We start from the raw sequence: 22,033 nt of genomic DNA, 5'->3' as shown, positions 1-22,033 counted from the left end.
CGGCTTATTGCTGGCGGCGTTTGCTCTTTTGCTCCTTCTCCTTGCTTGGAGGGAGTCAAAGGGACTAATCGCTCCGCAATGGTATAGTCAGCCGAACCCGGAAGGCTTCTCCTTTTCCGAAACACCCCGATCTACATTCGGGATTGATTTTGAAGATGTAAGCTTTTCGGCCCCAACTGGGGAAGTTCTGCGTGGATGGTTGGTTCCGGCGGCAACTCCATCTGATCTCGTGTTTGTGACGCTTCATGGGCGTGCAGGGGATCGACGAAGCCATTTGAAAAACCTGCAGATGCTCCGCTCGACCGGGGCCGCCGTGTTGCTGTTCGACCTGCGCGAAAACGGCTTGAGCGATGGCGATAGCCGAGGGACTGGACTGGCTGTGCGGGAAGCGGAAGATGCCGTGGCAGCGGCGCAGGAGATGCGTCGTCGGGGCTATTCACAGATCGTTGTGTTTGGCTGTTCCCTGGGGGGATCGGCAGCTGTCATCGCGGCAGCAAAGGAGCCATCCATATCAGGTGTGATCGCGGAAGCATCAATCGCGCGTTTTGAGGATTTCGTAGCCGACGGACTTTCCTCCCGGCTGAAAAAACGCGGCGTGCACGCGGGCTGGATCGCGCGGCTATGGGGGCGACTGGTCGTGTCTCTAGCCAGATCTCGTGCGGGGATTTCCGAGTATATTGCTCCTGAAGATGTGATTTCTGAGATCAGTCCGCGACCGATACTCATTGTGCACGGCAGCCAAGATCCCACTGTTTCAACGTCTCATGCAGCATCCTTGATCAGCATGGCTGGACCCAGCGCGGAGATGTGGCTGATTGAGGGGAGCGCCCACTGCGACGGCCCTCAGGTTGCACAGGAAGAATATCATCGCCGCGTAGCAGACTTCGTCGGTAGACTGAGCAGCGCGACTACAGATGTCAGGAGGTAGAGGCCGTGATCAATCCTGAACCTGCGACGCTCGAAAAGCGTCCTTCAGGTATGACGCCAGGTTCCTGCTATGATGCCCTCATCATCGTAGATCCCCGTTTCATGGGCGGAACGGCAATGGCCGTGGAGGCTGACGTCCGCGGCTTGCAGGCTGCTGGTCTCACGATCGGAATCCACTTTGTTTCTAGTCGTGGCTTTTTCCAACCGCACGAGGTGCCCAATCCGAAATTGGTGGCGCTTCTAGACTTGGCCGGGGTTTCCCGCGTGTCGGCTGATCGCGTGGTTGAGGCCAGGATTGCGTTCTTTCACCATCCGGAGCCTTTTCAGGATGGTATAGATAATCCGATCACGGTCGTTTCAGGGAGCTCTATCATTGTCTGCCATCAGGCGCCCTTCAAGGGGGATGGTGCCCTGGCATACGACCCCATGCTGGTGCAGAGGCGCATCAAGGCGCAATTTGGAGTTAATCCGGTCTGGGCGCCGATTTCCGGCCTTTCTAGGGAGCACCTCCGAAGTTTCGTTCCATTTCTGCGCATGACCCAAATGGATTGGACGAACAGTTTTGGCCTGGATGACTGGCGGCCTAAGCGCAACAAGCTTTGTTCGACCCATCTGGTTGTTGGGCGGCATGGCCGTCCACACGCGGACAAATGGGGAGATTGCGCCGCAGACATCGCCGCAAGTTTGCCTGGTAGTGCAAACACTCAAATTCGGACGATGGGAACGGAGCGCGACTTCTTTACGGATATGGGCGTGGATGTGGACGGATGGGACGTTATCCCATTCAATGGCGAAGCAGTGCCGGTGTTCCTCGATAGCCTTGATGTTTTTTCGTATTTCCACAATTCTCAATGGACGGAGACTTTCGGCAGGACTGTTGCGGAGGCTATGCTGATGGGGGTCCGTTGCTTGCTCCAGCCTTCCTTGAGGTCTACGTTTGGTGAGCATGCCCTCTATTGTGCGCCCTCTGAAGTGTCTGATGTTCTCGAACGTATACGTACGAACTTGGCTGCGGAGCGCGCGGCAGCAGAAAAAGCGCGGCTCTGGTGCGTGGCGCAGTATTCTGCGGAAACTGTTCCGGACCGACTTGATCAGCTGCTTGGTGATCCTGTTACGCAATCGCGTAGAGGCGCTGTTTTTGCGTCGCCACTGAAGGCTGCGCGAAAATGGGTTGGCTTTCATCGCCGCCGTTCAGTTAGCCGATGAAACTAGCAAAGGTATGTCCGGAAATGACGAGTAGCTTTCAGCAGGAGTATAGGGGGGCGACGACTTCCATCGCCGGCCACGACCAAGCGCGTCGAACAAAGGGTTTAGAGATGAGCGACATATCAGGATACTCTCTGAAGCTTCGAAATCCGGAGGTGCAGGATGATGCCGCATGAACCGCTTTTTGTAATTGGTGCGCCGAGATCCGGCAATACGCTGACGCGTCGTGTGTTCATGGCCTCTGGGCAAATCTACATTCCCCCGGAGACCTACGTCTTTGGTGAGATTCTGTCGCGCTGGCCAAAATGGCGCGGTCTCACTTGGCGTGAGAAGGTGTTCCTTGCATGCGCCTATTTTGATCGTCATCCGCACCGTGATGATTTCGAAGTGGGTAGCTTTACGCCACTATGGCAGCGCCTGGAACAGGCACCCAAGGCAGCGCAAACTGTGCACCGGTTTTATGATGAGCTGTATGCTTTCCTGGCCGTTGAGCATGGCTTTACGACGGCGCGCTGGGGCGACAAGACGCCTTGGAATACGACATATTTGAAGAACATCGTGAAAGCCTATCCGAATGCCTACTATCTTTATCTGAAGCGGGATGGTGTGGATGCCGTTGCCTCTCAGGTGAAGGCCGGAATGCGCAGCATTCGGGATTCCGGTCAGCGGTGGATAGATGCCAACAATGCTTGCTTGAAGTATCTGAAGTCTGCCCGGCGTGCACCGCTTTCCGTATCTTATGAGGAGTTGGTGCAAGAACCTGAGGCAGTCTTTCGTCGCATTTTCGACTGGGCAGGATTGGAGTTCGATGTTGAGTATCTGACCCGTGTGCCTGCGAAGCTCGCGGATGTCGGGCGCCATGCGCATCATGAGGCTGTTACCCGGCCGATTACTCCGGCGTCTATCGGGTTGGGAAGGCGAACTCTTACATCCGAGCAGATGTCCGAATTGCCACCCGGCTTTTATGAAATGATGCAGAAGTTGAGTTACGGCGCCAAGTAGCATCAAAGGCGCGCGTCGCATTGGTGGCGCGCAGCCGAAGCTATACAAATCAAGCGCCAGTGTGAGGTAAAAGCCGGCGCGCCAGATACGTTAGATCTGACTGCGCAAAGCAAAAGTCGTCATCCGCGCGGCCTGTCGCAGTTTGCGCTTTTGCAGGGCTCGGCGGATACGCCAGTGGATGGACCTGCCGATCAGTGCCGCAATCGTCCGGCCTGTGGGAGAAATGTGTTTCAATTCCATCAGTTCGGAACGGTTGGCGGGCGCTTCGTAAATAGGGGCGCAGCCAAAGTTCGATGCGGTTGCCCCGATTACGAGATCCTTTTCGAATGGGCTGAACGGGATATCGGGCTGCAGCTGGGCGACTTTTCCAAAGGTTTCCAGGGCTTCTTCCCACATCATGTGGCGCGCGAATACACGGCCCCGTTTGAGTAGAGCAACGCGCTCCATGACGGGCACAACATCGGGGCGCGACCAGACATCTTGAGGCAACAGCTCGCGGTCGTTAAGGTCCGCCATCAGCGGTTCGAAGATCATGCGATGGAACTGAATCCATTTCGCATTGTTTTCCTTGGCAGAGAATCGTTCCTTTGCCGTTCCACGATCGCCAGCATGCTCCCGGTGAAGATAGACCCGTTCCGGGAATAGGCGTCCGCGCGTTGCACGCGCTATGCGCAGCAGCATCTCGTAGTCCTGAGACCGGATGAAGGCCCGATTGAAGTTGCCGACCTGTTTGTAGACTTCGCGGCGGACAATAAGGCCTGGCTGGAAGATATGGCAGCCATCAAGTAGATCAGAAAAGATCTCTTCCGGCTGAGAAGGGCGCCACAGGCCTGGAGGTTTGATCAGTCGCGTGCCTGTTCGGCTATCGATCGTAAAGTCCTCATGTTTCCCCGCCGCGAATCCGAGGGTCGAGTCTGCATCAAGCGCGCCGGCCAAACGTTCGCAAGCATCAGGCTCCAGCAGATCGTCATCATCGCAGATCCAGATATAATCGCCTGTGCATCGTTCCAGGCCCAGGTTCAGCGCACTCGCCTTGCCGCCATTCTCTTTGCGGATATACGTGACCTTCTGAGCGTACCGCATGATGACGTCATGGGTATTGTCAGTGGACCCATCATCTATAACAAGAATTTCTCGCACAGGGCGGGTTTGCGCGATTAGAGAATCCAACGTCTCCGCGATCATATTGGCCCTATTGAAGGTGGGCAGAATGACGCTAATTTCGCCTGACATTATGCGGGTTCCGAATAGTCTATACTGTTGCGATCCGTCAGATCGGTTTGTTTCTCAAGATAACATCTGGAAGCTCTGGGAGCATCCTTGTTTTTCGCGTTTGTCCATCGCCTGGCTACTTTCCATCCAGGCGAATGCTCGTGTGGCCACTGATTACTTGCGGTCCGCCCTGCAGGCATTGTGCCGAATGGGGGATACCAAACAATCGTACAGTGAGTTCAGCGTGGTGGTCATGGCTGGCTGCCAACTGCATCGGTGCGCTCCATTTGCGCGACAGTGCGCCCTTTCCGGAATTTGGCAAACGCAAATTTATGTTCTGCACGATTTACCCATGGCCCAGTGATTTTCAGAGCGAGCTGGCGGACAGGGCGCTCAACGAAGAAGTGTAAGGCGATGGCGATGGCGACAACCAACGCAGTGACAAGCGGCAGAATGAGTTGTGTCGGCACACCGAGGTCGTCGAAGAAAACCATAGCGGTGAGGCCTGCGCGCTGGTGGAAGATGTAGAGCGGGAAAGACACTGCACCCAGCAGCAGCACAGTGCGACCTGTCAGAAGGGGCGTGATCGGAGATTTGAACAGCGACAGCGAAAATACCAGGACAAGCCCCAGGTAGATGCCGAGCTGCGGCAGCACTGCACCGTCGAAATACAGCCGCGCTGAAATCACGCTCTCAAGCACGAGCGCGATAGCCCCGGCGGCGGCCAGCATAAATGCCAGATCCCGTTCCTTGAGCTGCACATAGTAGCAAGCCGCCATGCCCAGGGTGAACCAGTAGAGGTAGGAAGGCTGCAGGATGGCGCCAGCCGTCCAATGCACGGGGACTTCCAGGTAGCTTTGAAGGAACAGGATCGCCACAGAGATGGCCTGAATGAAGACCCATGCAATCGCAAAGTTCTTCCGGTCACTGAAGAGGCGGTAGACAATTGCCACCAGGACGTAGAACCTAACGTCCACCCACAGCGTCCAATATGCGCCGTCCACCCAATCCAGATTTGGATTGCCAGTCATCCGGCCAATGTCGGCGGGGTCGATGAACAGGATTGAGCTGACGAACTCCAGCGGTGTGACAGCCCAGCCCTGAAGTGACTCAAAGCGATTGTGAATGCCGACTCCCATAATGATCAGTGTCGTCAGCGCCGAACAGAGAATTAGGACCGGCCACAGTCGGCTCAGGCGACGAACTGTGAAGTCAAACAAGCTGGTGGAGTGGCGCAGGAAGGCGACCATCACGAAGCCGGAAATGAGGAAGAACAGGTTCACGCCAAATGCGAGTACTGGCAGGCTAGGGGTTAGCCAGCTGGGAACAATATCGCCATACGGATAGATGGATTCGCCGTTGAACTGTTCAGTCCAGCGAATGGTAAAGTGCGCCAGAACAACAGAAAAGGCGGCAACGCCGCGGAGTCCGGTAAGCGCGTCGACATGACCGGAAGGGGGCGGTGGGGCGGTGCCTGTCATGTGAATCCTGCAGCGAGCATGCGCGGTGGCATTGTTTTTCTGTACGCCTGCTCCGGTCTTTGGCGTTGAGACGTGCCCCAATGCTTGCCGCCCGGATCGAGGGCACGCTTACACATGCAGGTTGCGTGCCGGTTCAAAACATCCGAGCGCGCCTGCGATGCCGTTCCCTTTGCTGTCTGTGTGGGGCGGCAGGCCAACGCCACTGTGCCAATACGGCATCGACGGAAATCTCAGGCTTGCAAAGGCGATCTGAACAATAGGTTGGGCGAGGCGTCAGTCACCGAAGTGATGCCAGTCAGCGCCATGGAAACTGAAAGCTCGCCTTTCATAGCGCTCAGAAGATCTGACAGCCCTTTTTCGCCGGCGCCTGCGAGTGCGTACACCCAAGGGCGCCCCATCATGGTTAAATCAGCACCGCTCGCAAGCGCTTTGAGAACGTCCTGCCCTGACCGAATGCCGCCGTCGAGAATGATCAGCGTTTTCCCGGATACGGCATCCGCGATGGGCGGAAGTGCCCGAAGGGACGAGCTCACCCCATCCAGCTGCCGACCACCATGATTGGACACAACGATGCCGTCTGCGCCCCGGTTCACCGCCTCAATGGCGTCTTCGTGATCTAGGATGCCTTTGATGATTAGCGGGCCATCCCACTTGGAGCGGATCCACTGAATGTCTGCCCAGCTGACGGAAGGGTCGATCGATGAGTTGGCCCAGGCAGCGAAATCGGCAGGTGTGGACGCATTGGCAACATACGGCGCGACATTGCCGAAAATGTGGGGCCCGCCATTCATTCCAACATCCACCGCCCATTGGGGATGGAGCATATAAGAGATAAGACCGCGGCGCAGATTGGCCCATGCGCCGCCGCCGCCGCTCATGGTGTTTCGAACATCGCGGTAACGGGTTCCGACGACCGGCAGGTCAACGGTTAGCAGCAAGGCTGTTGCGCCGGCAGCTTTCGCACGGGCAATCAGGTCGGCCACGGCGCCCCTGTCGCGGATCATGTAAAGCTGGAACCAGAACGGTCCCTCTGTGGCCGCGCCGACTTCCTCGACAGAACAAATCGAAAGTGTGGACAGGCAGTAGGGTATTCCAAACTTGCCGGCGACTTTCGCGGCGCGTGCTTCACCCCGCCGGGCCATCATTCCCGACAACCCGACGGGAGACAAGGCAAGCGGCATCGTTAGAGAGCTGCCTAGAAAGTCTTTCCGTGTGGAGAGACTGGAAACGTCCCGCAAAATCCGTTGGCGCAGTTCCAGCGCCTCCAGATCCGCAATGTTGCGGCGCAAGGTCAGCTCTGCATACGCACCGCCATCCAGATAGTCGAACAGGAATCTGGGCAGGCGCTTTTCGGCCAGCAGGCGGTAATCGGAAGCGGAGGCTGGTGCGAGGGAGAGAGTCGGCATGGAGCTGAAACTAATTGGTGGCTCAGCCTCAGGTAAAGCCAGATTCGCTGCTTCCGGGCGGTAAAACGACCGCCGCCAAAGCCGTTCACATTTCATTTACATCGAATTTCAATGTGCCTGTTTACACATTGTTATTGCTTCAAAGTCGCGCTTCATATGCGAATTCTGCAGGAGAAACCCGCTTGATAGGCGAAAACTCAGGGTTCGTGATATTCATTTGTAATCCATTTCCGCGTAAACAGCGTGCAGCAGAACCCTTCGGTTAACAGCTGTTGCAGGCCGCCAGTGGGGTGGTGCCGAAATTGCACTTAACATTGCGGGAAATCGGCCCGGATGGCCGGATAGTCAAAGTGAGAACGATACCAGCATGACTGATCTCAAGCGCCTTAGCCTGATGAGCGTGGCCATGTGTGCCGTCGCAACTACTGCGGCTCACGCTCAGGAAAATAACTATTACAGCCGGGACAAATACACGGCTGTGCAGGATCGCAGCCAGCCGGAATTCGATCCGGAGCCCGTTCGCTTGGGCGCTTTCATGGTGCGGCCCGCCGCCGAAGCCAGTGTCTCATATTCGGACAACGTTTTCTTCTCGGGCGCAAACGAAGAGTCGGGTATGATCGCCCGCGTTGGCGCTGAGGTTTCCGGCGACACAATGTGGAGCGTTCACAATCTCGGTTTCGACGTTTCGGCTTATCGCAATGAGTACGTTGATCAGGGCGACGAGTCTTACAACGATCTCCGCGCACGCCTGCGTGGCCGAGTGGATGTCAGTCGCTCTTTCGCGCTTGGTGGCTCTGTGTTTGTCGAAGACCGGGTCGAGCGCCGGACTGAGTTTGTCAATGAATTCAGCCCGGATGCGCCGATCGGCCTGAACATTCAGGGCGCGACTGTCGAAGCGAATTACCAAAGCGATCGCTTCCGCTGGACCAATGCCGCCGGCATCCGTCAGGAAGATTATGAAAACGGCCGTGAAATCGGATCGGGTCTCCCCATAGATCAGAGCTATCGCGATCGGTCGGTGAAGGATGCGCGTACCCGTCTTTCCTACGCTGTTTCGCCGAACTTCGCGGTCTTTGGACAGGCAACTTACCAGCAAAGCGATTACGACACACTTCAGTTCATCGGCGGAAACCTGCGCTCGCGTGATTCGCAAGGCTACACCGTTTCTGGCGGTGTCGATTTCGAACTGACCTCGCTGGTGCGAGGGGACGTTGCTGTCGGCTATCTGAACGAAACCAAGGACGACAGCTACTTCAGCGATGTCAGCGGACTGTCCGTCGACGGGCGTGTCCAGTGGTTCCCGACACAGCTGACGACTGTGACGTTCACGGGTGGCCGCCGGGTTTCTGACACAGGCGCTTTCAGCGCGCCGACCGCGCTCGACACCAATTTCGGCGTTCGTCTCGATCACGAGCTTCGCCGCAATATCATCCTTTCGGCGAGCGCCCGCTACAATCAGTATGATTTCGAGGAAAGCAACCGCAAGGACGAGAATACCGAGTTCGGCGTGACCGCACTCTACAAGATGAACCGCCGCGTGCACTTCAATGCTTTCGTGAGCCGGTTCGATCGGGACATTTCGGGCGCACCGTTTTTCGTTGAGCCTTCCATCGGTGAGACAACTGCCGGTATCGGCGTTCGTCTGTTCCCCTAATTTGTACCATCTGCAGGAAGCCCGCATGTTGCGGGCTTCCGGTGTATCCTCAGAGACATCACCTTGACCAAGTCGTATATGATCGAAATCCCATCCTCTTCCGGCCACGGAAGCAACTCTGACGGGTCGGATGTAAACCTGTTCGATATCAAGGTGCTGCTGGGGATCGTCTACCGGCGATTCTGGCTAATTCTCACTGGGTTCGTGACCGTCTTCGGGCTTGTTGCTTTCTACACATTCACCCAAACGCCAACCTATAAGGCGCAGGCGGTTATCCAGCTGGATACGAACCAGATCAACGTTATTGATTTGGGTGCGCTGTTCTCCGGTGCGGGCGGAGCAACGACCTCAGTGATCGACACTGAAGTCCGGGTGATCGGTTCGAAGACACTCCTGCGCCGCGTGGCAGAGAAGCAGAGGCTGATCGAAGATCCTGAGTTCAACTGGACGCTCCGCCCCAAGAAGGACAGTTTTGCCTCTTCGGTTAAGAAGTCCGTTGTTGGAATGCTGGGCGGGGACACTTCTGATAAGGACCCGTTTGCGGGCTTCACGCCGGAACAGAAAGAAGCTGAGGTTTTTGAAAGTGTCGTCGGGACGCTCGCGAGCAAAGTGCAGGTTGGCCGGATTGGCGCAACCTACCTCCTGACGGTCGACGTCTCCAGCCCGTCGCCTGAGACAGCGGCGCGCCTGGCAAACGAAGTTGCCGAACAATACCGCGTTCAGCAGCTTGAAAAGAAATATGAAGCCACGCGCAAAGCGACCGAATGGCTGCAGGAGCGGGTTGCCGGCCTCCGCGAAGAGGTGGAGGACAAGGAGCAGCGCGTCGAAGCCTTCCGAGCTGAGACGGGCCTTCTGGAAGCTCAGGGCACGACGCTGACCGAACAGCAGATCGGCTACCTCACCTCCCAGCGCGGCCAGGCTCAAATCGAGCTGGATCGCGCTCGCGCCCGCTATGAAAGCATGCGTCGCCAGATCGACAGCGGCGCAGGTGTTGAGGGTGTTTCTGAAGTTATCAACTCGAACCTGATCAACGATCTGAAAACACGCCGGTCCGAAATTCTGCGTCGGGTTGCGGAACTGGAAACGCGTCTCGGTGAACGTCACCCTGATATCATCAGCGCCCGAAATGAGGTCGCCGACATTGATCGTCAGCTGAACGCCGAGATGAACCGCATTGCGGCCAATCTCGAGAGCGAAGTGCGCGTCGCGCAATCGCAGTACAATTCTATCCAGAACGAAATCGGCCGCTCGACGTCTCAGCTTCGCGGAAACAATATCAATTTGGTTCGTCTTCGTGAGTTGGAGCGCGATTCGGAAACCAGCCGGGTCATGCTCGAGGAATTCCTGGCTCGTTCGAAACAAACGCGCGAACAAGACGCCCTGATCACGGCAGATTCAAGCATTCTCTCTACGGCTTCTGTTCCGTCGAGCCCGGCTGCGCCACGGAAGTTTTTCAATCTTCTGCTGGGGTGTATCCTCGGGGCAATCATTGGCGGTGGCCTGGCCATTCTTGCGGAGTTTTTTGACTCCCATCTCAGTTCCTCTGACGACATCGAGAACAAACTTGGATCTAATCCGATCGGTTCTGTTCCACTGATCCGCACGGCTGGCATTCTCGGCATCGGTCAGACGAACCCGGCCGACTTCCTGGTCGAGAATCCGCTTTCCGCCTATGCCGAGAGCATTCGATACCTGCGGGCTGCGATCGCGTTCTCGGACCTCGACAGCGAAACGAAAACGGTGGCGATCACTTCCTCGCTTCCGGACGAAGGCAAAACCAGCCTTGCGCTCAGCCTTGGTCGCATGTCGGCAATGTCGGGCTCGCGTACGCTGGTCATCGATGGCGACTTCCGCCGTCGTCAGCTCACGGAGATGGCTGGCCTGAAGCCTGAGATCGGCTTCGTAGAGCATCTGTTCGGCGCAGGTCAGCTGTCTGATGCAATCGTCAAAGACCACAAGACGATGCTCGACATCCTCCCGCTTTCTCTGAATGGGCATACGCCGCACGATGTATTCGGTACGCGTGCATTCGATGAATTGCTCGCTCGCCTGCGGTCGATGTATGATCTGATCCTCGTCGACACTGGCCCGTTGCTGCTGATGGCAGAGGCGCGTGTGGTGGCGGGTAAAATGGATAAGTGTATCCTCGTTGTTCGCTGGCGGCAGACGACCCGCTCGGCAGCCCGTCAGTCCCTCGCTCTCCTGCGGAACTTCAAGGCAGACCTTCTCGGCGTTACGCTCAACATGGTGGACCTTAATCGTCGTCGCCATCACCGAGATCCGGGTGCGACCTACAAGGCCTATCGGAAGTACTATCAGATGGAAGCTAAGCGCAGCCTTTTCGGCTGGGGGCGCGCCTCCAAGAAGGCGTCCAACAAAGGACCTAAATCGTCCATTGCGCTTCAGGTGCCGCCGTCGAAGGCCAGCAGTCGCGGTGATCAGACAGATCGCATTTCGGCCGAGTGAGAAGAGGGGCTCACCCCTTGTGTGGGGTGTCCGACGAAGAGCTTAAATGCTCTATCGGGCGAATTTGCAGGGAACCGGCATGACGAAGATTGCGTTCTTCGGTCACGATGCTGCGGACGCAGCAATCCGCAGGCGTGTGGTTGCGCTGCAGGCGGATGGTATTGCGGTGACGGGGTTCATGATGCGTCGGCGGGCCCCGCTCGCGCAGGAGTGGATCAATATCGATCTTGGCGAAACGCGCGATGGCGCTTTCGTCCAGAGAATTCGCCAGGTTTTTCGAGGCGCACGCATCGCTGCGAAGGCGGCTGACGAGTTGCGCTCGGCAGATGTAATTTATGCGCGCAACCTAGACATGCTCGCATGTGCATTCTTGGCAAAGCGCCATGCCGGACTGTCGACGCCGGTGATCTATGAGTGCCTCGACATTCATCGCCTTCTTTGCCGGAAAGACCCTGTCGGATGGACGCTGCGCGCCTTCGAAGGGTGGCTTCTGAAAAAGTGCCGTGCCCTGATCGTGTCGTCCCCCGCATTCGTCAGGGAGCATTTTGACCGCTACTATTCGGGTGGGCCTAAGGTGTTTCTGGTCGAGAACCGTTTGACTGGCGGAGCTGATTACGGCGATCGCGGGGTAGGAAACAAGGCCCAGGAAGCGGGCAAGCTCCGGATCGGATGGGTAGGCAATCTACGCTGCCGCCGGTCGCTGGACCTTTTGTGCTCGGTGGCCGGCCAGTTCGGGACGCAGGTGGAAATTCGTCTTCACGGGGTTGTGGCGAAGTTGGAAATTCCAGACTTCGACGAAAAGATTTCCCGACACCCAAACGTGTCTTTTCACGGACGATACCGGTCTCCGGAAGACCTTTCGGAAATCTACAAGGGTTTAGATGTCGTCTGGTCCGGTGACTTCATGGAGGCTGGCCTGAATTCCGTCTGGCTCCTTCCCAATCGCATTTACGAGGGGGGGTATTTCCGCACCCCCGCAATAGCGCCGGCGGGAACGGAAACCGGCAATTGGGTGGAGCACCGCGCCTGCGGGTTCACCCTTGAGGAACCTCTTGAGAAGTCGCTTCCAACATTGATCGGTGACCTTCTCGATGATCCTACGAGAATAAGGGGCTATTCTTGTGTTCTTGGGGAGCTGCCGGAGGAGACATTTGTTCAGCCGCTCGGCTTTCTGCGCCAAGTCATCACGCAGATCATCGGCGCAAAGGTGCCTTCATGATCTGTCCAGCATTTACTGCTAAGTCTGGCGAGACGCACATGCTGTGCGCGTGGTGTCGTGGAGGTGCCTCGTGACTGACATTGCCCAGAGACCCCAGGTGGCTGCAGTTGAGCCCGCATATGTCAATGTCTACTCGGTAGAGAAGGGCGCTGGCGTCCCTGAGCAGGTCTTTGTGACCTTCTGGATGTTCATCATCTACCTGCCGCTCGAAGTGTTCTCGCCGCTTCGTTATCTGTGCATTCTCGGCTTTCTGGCGCTGATGGCGTACGACTATCGTCGGCTCATGCCATTGATGTTCCGGAGCTGGCCGCTCTTCATCGTTGCTCTGTTTGGTCTCATGTCCGTGGGCTGGTCACCTTTCCCCGGCGAAGCGCTGCGGTCGGGCATACTGTTCGTCCTGACATCATTCGTGGCGGTCGTAATTGCAGGACGTTTGACCACCCAGCAGGCACTCCGTGTGGTGATGTTTGCCGGCATGATTACGACGATCGTCTCCATTCCCATGATGCCCTTGTTCTCGCTTGGCGGGTGGTATGCGAGTAAGAACTATTTTGCTGCGCATATGCTGTTCTGCATGTTGCTCAGCCTCATTACGGTGTTGAACGAAAAGGAGCATGCCTGGCTGCGCCTGTTGGCGTTACCCTTTGTGCCGGTGTGCTTCTATTTCAATTTGCTCGCTAATTCGACGACAGCTCTGGTCTTCGCCATTCTCGGCGGCGCTGCCCTGATCGGGGTCAAGCTGTTCTGGTCGCCCGTTACCCGCATTCGCGGCTTGCCTGTTTTCGTCATTCTTGCGGCATTTGCGGCGTTGGTTACGCTTATGTTGGTCGTCGTGAACATGCCGGACAATGAAATTGTGGCCAAGTTTCTCGGGCTCGTCGGCAAAGATGCAACGCTCACGGGGCGCACCAGCCTCTGGGAAGGTGCGCGGCTGGCTGCTGAAGAGCGGCCCTGGTTCGGTACGGGTCTGGAAGGCTTCTGGTTCTACGATTCCGGAGCAGCGCAGACGCTGAACGAAAATGATTACAAGGCCTATGGCACCAAGCTCACTTTCCATAGTGCATACTGGGAAGTGAGGGTCCATCTCGGCTTCATCGGATTGGCGCTGTTCATCTATTATCTGGGCTGGACTTCTCTGCGCAGCCTGGGCCTGTGGTTCCGCGATGGATCGCTGGTCAATTCGGCTTTGCTGATCCTGGTGATCGTCAATCTCACGATTACCTTCACGGAATCTACCCTGTGGAGCACGTTCACCACGCCGGCCTACCTACAGGCGCTTGCTGGCATCGCTGCGTTCCGGCTTTTTGACCCTAAGTTTGAAGGGGTGGGCAAAATCGTCGGCAGGAAATGAGCGGCTTATCAGCCTAGGAATAATGGAAGAAGTTACGCGCATTGGTGGCTGGAGGCGGGATAGGGCACAAAATTGCCTGATTTGCGCCCGAATCCGATGCCGGCTTCCCATAATGTGGCCAATAAGATCTGTTCTTTAAAGGGCTGTTAAGTCTTCAGCGCTTTAGTTGCCTCCATGTTGCGTACGAGCTCATCAATGCCTATCGAACCTGGCGCATTCGCAGACCCCGTGACGGGAGTGCTTGAGAATGATCGTTCGTACATGAACGAATTTAGTGGGGACAAACTGCCTGTCTGGCTCCGTCTTTTGACGATTGTTGGGCTGAGTGCAGGCTTGTGGGGCGCCATCATCTGGGCGTTTGTATCGCTTTTCAGCTAAGCTTGCGTTGCTGACGCAACGGCTTTTGCGGCTGGTTTCTTGCATTACCAGAAATGTAGCCTTTCGGTGCGTCGCCGGGAGACACTCATTATGCAGCTGCAATACGGACAGGTTCGGCATTGAGCAAGGTCACGATCATCATTCCTTGCTACAATGGTAGCGCCTTCATTGAGACTGCGGTGCAAAGCGCACTACAGCAAACGGTCGACACCCGCGTGATCGTTGTGGACGATTGTTCGACAGACGGCAGCTATGCCTTGCTTGAAGCACTCGCGGAAAAAGACCCGCGCCTAACGATTACCCGTCAGCCCGCCAACGCTGGCCCGTCAGCGGCCCGCAACGCAGCGCTAAAGATGGTCGAGACCGAGTGGGTCGCCAGTCTTGATGCAGACGATTATCTCCTTCCGGACCGAATGCGTCGCCTGATCGAACATGCGGAGCGTTCTGACTTCGATTTCCTGGCCGACGATGTAATTCGTGTTGAGCCCGGTCAGTCGCCTGCAGACGGTGTGCGGGTGTGGCGAGATGAGCTGATCGGTGAAGTTCCTATGGGGTTAGCTGAATTTGTTCGTCAGAACTTGTCGAAGTATAGCGGCTCGCGGCGTGAGATCGGCTACTTGAAACCCCTGATGCGCATTGAATTTCTGCGCCGCAACGATCTTTATTTTCGCGAGGATATGCGGCTCGCTGAGGATTACGAGTTCTATACCCGATCCCTCATAATGGGTGCCCGTTGGGTGATAACTGACCCCTGTGGGTATATTGCCGTTAGCATGCCGGAATCGCTGTCAAAGGCGTATCCGACCAGAGCAATCGGGAAACTGGTTGCCAGCGATGTTCGCTTCCTTGGGCAGTCTGGGCTCAGTGAGGACGAACGCTCGGCGCTCCGAGAGCATCTTCACATCACCCGTACAGACTATGCTTGGCGCACCATGATTGATGGTGTGAGGGCGAAAGATCCCGCAATGATGGTCCGTGCGTTGGTGCAGCCGCCTGGCGTTTCGGCGAAGGTGGTCGCTCGCATGATCAAGCACCTGTTGCGCATGCCGATATTGCCAGAAGTTCCCGAAGAGCCGCGCCGAACGGCACGCGAAACGTCTCGCCTGGGCCTTACCTGACATCGAACTTGTCTGCTTTGCGGTCACCCAGAAGCATACGTTGTTCCAACCTTCTGCGCAGCGCGCCGTAATAGGATTCCAGAAAGGCAAGGTCGGTTTCTCCGGCCTGCTTCACCCAACCAATCTTGATCCGAATGCGCTCGGCTACCTGTTTCTTGATGTCGGGCGTCGACTGCCGCAGCACGTCCTCCAGCACGTGAAGTTCATGTATGCCGTAGGCATCTGTTTGCGCTGTCGAGAAGGCGTACCGGGATGAGCCTCCTTGATTGACCGTGACGGAGGCGATGTCGTGCATCAGTTTGGCTTTGGGTGCACGGATGACCCAAGTGCCCGCAATCAGGTCGCCAACGCGCATTTTGTCCTTGTTGAAGATTGGGAAGAGTAGAAACACGCAGGACCAGACGAGCCCCAATAGCGCCATCCAGCCGCTCGAGCCAAACATCCCCATCAGTGAAAACTGAAACGGCAATCCGACCTCGATTTCCCGGATGAAGTTCCGAGCCAGCACCGAGTTTGCTGTCAGGCGCCCGCCATCCCGCGCGGCGACGCGCAAGCCGAGCGCGCGTTTCCCGGGCGTGGCAGCGCGCTGCCCGATCTCGAAGATAATGTAGTAAAAGTTCCGGACAAAAAAGAAGAACACCAGCCAGACGGCGAAGGCGATGTTCATGCTTTCGTTCCGCATCGCCCCCATAACGAAAATTAGTCCGAGGAACGTCGCGATCACAATCGCCCATTGAATGATGATATCAATCAGGAAAGCGCCCGCTCGTTCTCCGGCGGTTGCCAGTTTTAACCTGATTGCAGCGCCTTCCGGAGTGATCAGGTTCCGGACCAACTTTGACTGCCGCATTGCCTCGGCCATCCGGGCGCGCCGCTGGGTGGCTGCCTCCATGCTGACTATGGGGCTTTTTTGTTGGCCTTGTGCAGGTGTGGGTATTTTCGTCATTCTTGCCGCTCTCGGCGCGGAAGGTAGAAATATGCGGTCCAGAGGACGCCCGTCGCTGCGGCGATGAGATAGCGCGTTCCATCTGAGTTGATCAGCTGGCGTCCAAAGCCTTCGAGGATAGCTGCTGCGATCAGCATGACGACGCAGCCCATGGCAATCGTTGCTGCCTGTTGTCCTGCCGCACGAGCGGATGCCAGGCGCGTTCGGTTACCAGGAAAAGCAACGGCCCCGCCAATTATGAAGCCTGCGGCGCCCGCGAGAATAATCGCGAAGATCTCGGTAACGCCATGTATGGCCAGCCAACCGGTGAACTCATAGCCCAGCCCCTTGTCCCAGAAGACCGCATATAGGGAACCGATCATGACGCCATTGTATACGAGCAGCCAGGCCGTTGGGATGCCAAAGGCAAATCCGAGGGCGAAGGTAAATAGGGCAATCTGGGCATTATTGTTGAAGAGCGTGCTGGAAAAGGCGGATAGCTCTCCTTCGCCATAACCATCCGTGTAGATTGTGCTTCGCAGGTATTCGACGGTCGCATCCGGGTTCCGGCCGTCAAAGAAGTTTTGTCCGTGGAATGTCCAGAACCAATCCATGTCCTGAACGCACAGGAAAAAGGCGAGGGCCCACCCTCCAAAAAAGAACAATGCCGATAACAAGGTTGGAAGGGTCGCTGCGCGCACGCTGGCTGGCCAGTCTTTGCGCAGGAAAACCATGATCCGCTCACCAATCGTGGTGCGTGCGCCATAAACAAAGAAGTAGGCGCGCGTGCAGAGGCTCTCCAGATAGGAGATGACGTTCTGGTCAAGAGATATGGACCGGGCAACAGACAGCGATGAAACTGCTTGACGATACAGCCTCGGCAGGGCGAGCATCTCCTCATCGCTCAGGCGTTTTACGCCGCCATTTTCAGCGCGTGTAAGGATCAGGTCCAGCTTTTGCCAGTCCGCCTGTCGCTCCTCGCGGAAGCGGTACGATTTCAGGAGGTCACGGCTCATAGCATGTCCCTCTGTTTGATTTGCAGGTATCGTGAAACGAGTTCGCTGCCGAAGGTCTCGGGTCTGCTTTCGATGATCTGGACGCCCATGCGCTGCAGGCGCCGAAGAACAAGGTCGCGTTCCGATAACAGCGTGTCGGCAATTACCGCGCGGGCGACGTCTTCAGGTGTTTCCGGCAACACATCCGCCATGTTGCCCAACGCTTCGTCCTCAAAGGTCGCAAACAGCACGAGGTGCCTATCGGTCAATCGTTTCACATTCTCCAGCATCAGCTCTGCTGAAATCGTGTCCACAAAATCGGAAAAAATTATAATGAGGCTGCGCCGTTCCAGGCGGCTTGCGAGGCTGTTCAGTGCGAGGGTGAAATTTGTTTCGTCATCTGAATAGTCCAGCTCGGCCGCGATCGCCTGAGCCTTCGGGAAGCTGCTGGTGCCGTTGAGAAAACCGCTCTGCGCGCCAGGCTTCGCGGCAAATCCGTAAAACATGGCGCGGTCGCCGGATCGGAGGGAAACATAGGACAACAGCAGGCCTGCCGTGACAGCCCTGTCGATCTTTGGAACACCGCCGAGAGGCTCGCTCATCAGGCGCCCGGTATCGAATGCGAAGACGATATGGTGATTGCGCTCTGTCTTGAATTCCTTCGCCAGCAGGTGCCGATGCCGGGCGGAATGTTTCCAGTCGATTGCGCGTCGGTCCATTCCGGCGGTGAATTCCCGCAGGGCGTCGAATTCGCTGCCATCGCCCCGTTCAATCTGCGCCTTGATCCCGAACTCGGCATCTCGGGAGAAAAGGCGGATTGCTTCATCGCGCACCCATCGGATGTTCGGGGTGATCGGAATATTCACATCTATCTCGTGAATATGACGCTTCTGCACGAGGCCAAGCGGGCCTTTCCACCGGCTCCACAGTCGAACGAAATGCGCCATTCCCCGGCGGGCGGGCGTTAGGGAAAACGCATACGCGCGTTCCCGGTTATCCCATCCCCTTAGGCCCTGAGGTTCAGAATGTGGGATGTTCTCGTTTGTCTCCAGCTGAACCTCGACCCGCGCAGGCAACGGGCCATTGTTGAAGCGGATCAGGACCGGAATATTCGTCGGTTCCCCTACATACAGAAGCGCCGGGATATCCTCCTCCACGAGATATGACCGCAGCTTCGCCGCGAGCATACCGTCCAGCAGGATGATGCCGCCGATGGCTAATATCCATGCCGCAGACAAAATCCAGAATTGAGGCGCAAACAATGCCACCGCGATCAACAGCGGTGTCCCCATCAGCATGAGGAAGATTGCGCGGGGAGTTGGGGAGATCACCGGGGCGCCGCCGTCTGCTCGATGATGCCGGAAAGTGTTTCGTCGGTTGTGCGCCCTTCGATATCCGCAGCTGGGGACAGGATTACCCGGTGACGCAAGGCGGGCAGTGCCAGCGTTTTGACATCGTCCGGGATCACGAAGTCCCGTCCATCCAACGCAGCGCGTGCTCGCGCGCTCATCGCCAGCGCCGCAGCGGCGCGGGGGCTTGCGCCGGTTTCTAGGGCCGGGGTTTCCCGGGTCGTGCGTACGATATCCACGATATACGAAATAATATCATCGTTCAGGCGCACTTCAGACACTGCGTTCACGGCTACGTCGAGTTCTGCAGCCGTAAGAACGGGCTCTACACCGAACGCGGCAGGCGTTTTCATCCCGGTGCGGGTGCCATGCTGCATTACAATCCGCAGCTCTTCGTCGCGCGTCGGATACTCTAGAATGTGCTTGAACAGGAAACGGTCCAGCTGGGCTTCCGGCAGCGGGTAGGTGCCCTGCTGCTCAATCGGGTTCTGCGTTGCGATCACCGTGAAGCGGGCATTGAGAGGATAGCTTTCCCCATCAATCGTAACCTTGCGTTCCTGCATGGCTTCGAGAAGGGCGGCCTGTGTTTTCGGCGGCGTTCTGTTGATTTCATCCGCGAGCAGAATATCGGTGAATATTGGCCCTTTTGTCAGGCTGAATTCATTGGTCTGGAAATTGAAGAGGTTGGTTCCCAGAACGTCTCCGGGCATCAGGTCAGGTGTAAATTGGATGCGTCCAAACTGCAGCGCAATGGCCCTGGAGAAACATTGCGCCAGCAAGGTCTTCGCGGTTCCGGGCGGCCCTTCCAGCAGCACGTGACCGGACGAGAATAGCGCGACCAGCAGCAGGTCGACGCTTGTGTCCTGCCCAATGATTGCCTTTCTCACTTCGTTCCGGATGCGGTCCGCCAGATTGCGGATATCAGCCACGCTCATGCATTACTCTCCTGATGATTTCCTTACGCCGTTGGTGCAGCTCGCGCGCTTTCTGCACGAGGTCCTCCCGGCTTGATGTTTGGCCGCGAATGGCCGCTTCCAGTTCTGAAAATCTTGGTTCCTCGTCGCTGCCGTCGAGCCGGTCGAACACTTCGGTAAGCTGCTTTTCAGTGAGGTGGCGGGGGAGCCGAAGCGCAAGCGCAAGACGTCTGCGTATCATGGCGGCGTATCCAGGTGCCATGCGGATTTCGCGGCGTGCCATGGAAATCAGGCCGGCAGAATTGTCCGCCAGCGCTTGCTTGCCAAGGGCGATCGCCCGTATGTCGCGTGCTGGCGGTCCGAAGCGCACTGTCGCGGCCCAGCCGAGCAGAAGAGCTGCGGCCAAAGCGATAAGTGTGGCGCCGATATATGGCGCGCTGAACAACATTTTCAGAAGGTTTTCAGAGCGCGTAAAGCCGTGAATTGTCGCGTCGAGCAAGACGGGTTCAAGCTCCGACGTTCGAAGATAGTTCACGAGGCGTGTCGCAAAAAGAGCATTCTCTCGGTTTGCCAGTCCGAATGTGTTGATCATGTCGGGATCGCTCAACACATAAATGCCGCGCGTCGGATCATACGCTACCAGCGCTTCTGTGTCTGTGCCGACGATCGTGTCCAGGCTTTCCGACTTGATCAGCTGGAGGCGCACATCAGGCTTGAGGGCGCCAGTCTTGATCGCGCCCTTGACGGGCGTTCCGGGCGGCGCCCTGACGATCTCGGCGTCCGGGTAGAATTCATGCACCCAGTTGTTCAGGTGCCTGGCTTCTATGAAATATGTGTCGGCCTGATGTTGCGAGTTCAATGGATCAGAATGTCCAATCCATTTGGGTAACACCAGCAGTGTCGAGCTTTGGAAGTCCAGCTCGCTCATTTCCCGGAAGTTGCCAAAGGCAGGAGCGGTTACGATCATCACTCCCCAGTCGCGTTGTTCCAGGTCGCGCTCCAGTCGAGATATGGAGACGGGAATTCCCTGCTGCGTCAGTAGGCGGACAAATCCGTTGTATCCGAGCGCGGATGTGGAGTAGGGGTGGTCGCCCGCTACATTACGCTCACGCAACTCAGGGGCCCAGCCAGCCAGCACCATGACGCCGCCAAAGGCGATCAGCGCAATCGCGATTAGAATCGCAACAATGCGGACAGAAAATGGGGAGTCACCCTGCGCTGGCTTGCTCATGCCCACCCCTCTCCGAACGCGAACTCTTCATAGCTGCGCCGCGCATTTTGCCATCCATTGCCGTCGACCGTTTGACCGCCGAAGAAGCTATGTTCCACAATCTGGATGATTGGCCCCAGAGCGTGTTTGGCTCTTTTAGGCAGATTGCCCAGTCCGGCAATTTCCCGCGCAGTCAGAGATGAGGGGACGCCTCCCTCCAGCCGCTCCTGAATGTCTTCGATGGAGCGGAACAGCAGCAGGTGAACGGCCTCCGCAAATCGCCCTTCGCGCGCGAGGGCGTCTGCTTCCTCCAGTAGGGTGCGGGCCTTGTCCGCGTCCGGGCGTATGTCTGGCAGAACATCATCCTGACGCTTTGGCGCTTTGATCGGCTTGAAGCCCAGCCGAACACGGACGGCTTCACCGAATAGGAAATAGAGTATAGCCATAACCACCAGGGCAATGGCGCCCCAGAATATGATCTGCAGGATCGGCGCCAGCGTTCCCAGGAACCTCAACAATGCCTCAATCCACGCAGGCGGCTCCACGGGTTGGATGTCTATTGGCTCCGACTCCGGGCGAACCAGCTGCAGTGCGCCGTCTCGCAGATAGGCCTTATGAGCCGCTTCCAGCTGGCTTTCGTCGGTTTCGAGCGAATAGGTGGCAAACTCATCCTCGAAGTCCGCGTCCGGGGCTGTCTCGGCTTCGTCCCAGAATTCAGCATCTTCGAAATCGTTCGGAACGGCAGGGGTGGCATGGGAAGGCACCTGCGCCATCGCAGCGGAAGCAGCATATAGCAGGAAGGAAAATGCAGCCAGGTCGCGGGCAAAATTCCTGACGCGAGACCGCACTCGATAACCCTCCTGTGGATATCTTCCGACACCCTTTCGATAACTATTTCAGAGCTTTCCCACCGCTTCAACGGTCAGTTGCTCATTGATGCACTTATCGGACAATCGGGAATTAATCCTGTCCGGCATCGGGTAAAATTGCGGTCATGCTGGCTGGCCGCGATCGGTCCCGGTAGCCCCGATTCCGGGGGGAGGGCGGCGCTGAGGGCCCAACGTGGGTGCCTGAGTTGTAGTCTAGTTTTCAATCTCGGCGGGCAAGCCCTGTCGGCTGGGGCGGAATTTAATGCGTTGTGCCGTTGGCGCCGAGTTGCTGGAAACTGCATGGTTCTTGGCTTCTGGAGAAGAATAATTGCACAGAAAAGGACTGATGCC

General features: G+C 57.0%; 17 protein-coding genes. 8 read left to right on the top strand and 9 right to left on the bottom strand.

All coding sequences use genetic code 11. The features are described from left to right. The first annotated feature begins 7 nt into the window (after nucleotides 1–7). The 3 genes from K1X12_RS13705 to K1X12_RS13695 all read left to right on the top strand — a co-directional run bounded on the left by K1X12_RS13705 (nucleotide 8) and on the right by K1X12_RS13695 (nucleotide 3,135). A complete protein-coding gene (locus K1X12_RS13705; RefSeq protein WP_220988124.1) occupies nucleotides 8–928 on the top strand; it encodes an alpha/beta hydrolase in 921 nt (306 codons plus the stop codon). 5 nt (nucleotides 929–933) lie between these two features. Further along, nucleotides 934–2,133: a hypothetical protein gene (locus K1X12_RS13700; RefSeq protein ID WP_220988123.1), complete on the top strand. Its 1,200-nt coding sequence runs from the start codon at nucleotides 934–936 to the stop codon at nucleotides 2,131–2,133. 162 nt (nucleotides 2,134–2,295) lie between these two features. Continuing rightward, nucleotides 2,296–3,135 carry a sulfotransferase family protein gene (locus K1X12_RS13695; RefSeq protein ID WP_220988122.1) on the top strand — a complete coding sequence of 280 codons (840 nt, stop codon included), beginning with the start codon at nucleotides 2,296–2,298 and terminating at the stop codon, nucleotides 3,133–3,135. 90 nt (nucleotides 3,136–3,225) lie between these two features. Here the strand turns inward: K1X12_RS13695 and K1X12_RS13690 are convergent, their stop codons facing one another. The 3 genes from K1X12_RS13690 to K1X12_RS13680 all read right to left on the bottom strand — a co-directional run bounded on the left by K1X12_RS13690 (nucleotide 3,226) and on the right by K1X12_RS13680 (nucleotide 7,234). Further along, nucleotides 3,226–4,368: a glycosyltransferase family 2 protein gene (locus K1X12_RS13690; RefSeq protein ID WP_220988121.1), complete on the bottom strand. Its 1,143-nt coding sequence runs from the start codon at nucleotides 4,366–4,368 to the stop codon at nucleotides 3,226–3,228. Between the two features lie 230 nt (nucleotides 4,369–4,598). Continuing rightward, nucleotides 4,599–5,828: an acyltransferase family protein gene (locus tag K1X12_RS13685; protein ID WP_220988120.1), complete on the bottom strand. Its 1,230-nt coding sequence runs from the start codon at nucleotides 5,826–5,828 to the stop codon at nucleotides 4,599–4,601. A 230-nt stretch (nucleotides 5,829–6,058) separates the two neighbouring features. Next, nucleotides 6,059–7,234, bottom strand: a complete 1,176-nt coding sequence (locus tag K1X12_RS13680; RefSeq protein WP_220988119.1) for an L-lactate dehydrogenase — start codon at nucleotides 7,232–7,234, stop codon at nucleotides 6,059–6,061. A gap of 367 nt (nucleotides 7,235–7,601) precedes the next feature. On the opposite strand from K1X12_RS13680, the gene K1X12_RS13675 reads away from it, so the two are divergent. The 5 genes from K1X12_RS13675 (at nucleotide 7,602) to K1X12_RS13655 (ending at nucleotide 15,420) form a co-directional block, all read left to right on the top strand. Beyond that, nucleotides 7,602–8,888, top strand: a complete 1,287-nt coding sequence (locus tag K1X12_RS13675) for an outer membrane beta-barrel protein (protein WP_220988118.1) — start codon at nucleotides 7,602–7,604, stop codon at nucleotides 8,886–8,888. A gap of 63 nt (nucleotides 8,889–8,951) precedes the next feature. Then, on the top strand, nucleotides 8,952–11,354 hold the full coding sequence (locus K1X12_RS13670) for a GumC family protein (protein WP_220988117.1): 2,403 nt from the start codon (nucleotides 8,952–8,954) through the stop codon (nucleotides 11,352–11,354). A gap of 79 nt (nucleotides 11,355–11,433) precedes the next feature. Next, complete coding sequence (locus K1X12_RS13665; RefSeq protein WP_220988116.1) at nucleotides 11,434–12,573, top strand: glycosyltransferase family protein; 1,140 nt, start codon at nucleotides 11,434–11,436, stop codon at nucleotides 12,571–12,573. A gap of 70 nt (nucleotides 12,574–12,643) precedes the next feature. Further along, nucleotides 12,644–13,924 carry an O-antigen ligase family protein gene (locus K1X12_RS13660; protein WP_220988115.1) on the top strand — a complete coding sequence of 427 codons (1,281 nt, stop codon included), beginning with the start codon at nucleotides 12,644–12,646 and terminating at the stop codon, nucleotides 13,922–13,924. A 497-nt stretch (nucleotides 13,925–14,421) separates the two neighbouring features. Further along, nucleotides 14,422–15,420 (top strand): glycosyltransferase family 2 protein, encoded by a 999-nt coding sequence (locus K1X12_RS13655; protein WP_220988114.1) that lies wholly within the window; start codon nucleotides 14,422–14,424, stop codon nucleotides 15,418–15,420. Here the strand turns inward: K1X12_RS13655 and K1X12_RS13650 are convergent. Genes K1X12_RS13650 through K1X12_RS13625 form a run of 6 tightly spaced genes read right to left on the bottom strand, consistent with a single transcriptional unit; the run spans nucleotide 15,413 to nucleotide 21,661 of the window. Continuing rightward, a complete protein-coding gene (locus K1X12_RS13650; protein ID WP_225907985.1) occupies nucleotides 15,413–16,366 on the bottom strand; it encodes an RDD family protein in 954 nt (317 codons plus the stop codon). The two genes, K1X12_RS13655 and K1X12_RS13650, sit on opposite strands and share 8 nt — an antisense overlap. Next, nucleotides 16,363–17,361 carry a stage II sporulation protein M gene (locus K1X12_RS13645; protein WP_220988113.1) on the bottom strand — a complete coding sequence of 333 codons (999 nt, stop codon included), beginning with the start codon at nucleotides 17,359–17,361 and terminating at the stop codon, nucleotides 16,363–16,365. The genes K1X12_RS13650 and K1X12_RS13645 overlap by 4 nt, the downstream gene beginning before the upstream one ends. Next, a complete protein-coding gene (locus K1X12_RS13640; protein WP_220988112.1) occupies nucleotides 17,358–18,671 on the bottom strand; it encodes a DUF58 domain-containing protein in 1,314 nt (437 codons plus the stop codon). The genes K1X12_RS13645 and K1X12_RS13640 overlap by 4 nt, the downstream gene beginning before the upstream one ends. Then, nucleotides 18,668–19,624 (bottom strand): AAA family ATPase, encoded by a 957-nt coding sequence (locus K1X12_RS13635; RefSeq protein WP_220988111.1) that lies wholly within the window; start codon nucleotides 19,622–19,624, stop codon nucleotides 18,668–18,670. Before K1X12_RS13635 ends, K1X12_RS13640 begins: the two co-directional genes overlap by 4 nt. Then, on the bottom strand, nucleotides 19,611–20,834 hold the full coding sequence (locus tag K1X12_RS13630; protein WP_220988110.1) for a DUF4350 domain-containing protein: 1,224 nt from the start codon (nucleotides 20,832–20,834) through the stop codon (nucleotides 19,611–19,613). Before K1X12_RS13630 ends, K1X12_RS13635 begins: the two co-directional genes overlap by 14 nt. Further along, nucleotides 20,831–21,661 (bottom strand): hypothetical protein, encoded by an 831-nt coding sequence (locus tag K1X12_RS13625; protein ID WP_220988109.1) that lies wholly within the window; start codon nucleotides 21,659–21,661, stop codon nucleotides 20,831–20,833. Before K1X12_RS13625 ends, K1X12_RS13630 begins: the two co-directional genes overlap by 4 nt. Between the last annotated feature and the right edge of the window lie 372 nt (nucleotides 21,662–22,033).

The organism is Hyphomonas sediminis (assembly GCF_019679475.1).
GTDB classification, from domain to species: domain Bacteria; phylum Pseudomonadota; class Alphaproteobacteria; order Caulobacterales; family Hyphomonadaceae; genus Hyphomonas; species Hyphomonas sediminis.
This window is presented reverse-complemented; position numbering and strand designations above follow the sequence as displayed.

Excerpts from the sequence above, each read along its gene's own strand:
- K1X12_RS13695 (WP_220988122.1), top strand. The coding sequence starts at position 2,296 with ATGATGCCGCATGAACCGCTTTTTGTAATTGGTGCGCCGAGATCCGGC.
- K1X12_RS13690 (WP_220988121.1), bottom strand. The coding sequence starts at position 4,368 with ATGTCAGGCGAAATTAGCGTCATTCTGCCCACCTTCAATAGGGCCAAT.
- K1X12_RS13685 (WP_220988120.1), bottom strand. The coding sequence starts at position 5,828 with ATGACAGGCACCGCCCCACCGCCCCCTTCCGGTCATGTCGACGCGCTT.
- K1X12_RS13680 (WP_220988119.1), bottom strand. The coding sequence starts at position 7,234 with ATGCCGACTCTCTCCCTCGCACCAGCCTCCGCTTCCGATTACCGCCTG.
- K1X12_RS13675 (WP_220988118.1), top strand. The coding sequence starts at position 7,602 with ATGACTGATCTCAAGCGCCTTAGCCTGATGAGCGTGGCCATGTGTGCC.
- K1X12_RS13665 (WP_220988116.1), top strand. The coding sequence starts at position 11,434 with ATGACGAAGATTGCGTTCTTCGGTCACGATGCTGCGGACGCAGCAATC.
- K1X12_RS13650 (WP_225907985.1), bottom strand. The coding sequence starts at position 16,366 with ATGACGAAAATACCCACACCTGCACAAGGCCAACAAAAAAGCCCCATA.
- K1X12_RS13645 (WP_220988113.1), bottom strand. The coding sequence starts at position 17,361 with ATGAGCCGTGACCTCCTGAAATCGTACCGCTTCCGCGAGGAGCGACAG.
- K1X12_RS13635 (WP_220988111.1), bottom strand. The coding sequence starts at position 19,624 with ATGAGCGTGGCTGATATCCGCAATCTGGCGGACCGCATCCGGAACGAA.
- K1X12_RS13630 (WP_220988110.1), bottom strand. The coding sequence starts at position 20,834 with ATGAGCAAGCCAGCGCAGGGTGACTCCCCATTTTCTGTCCGCATTGTT.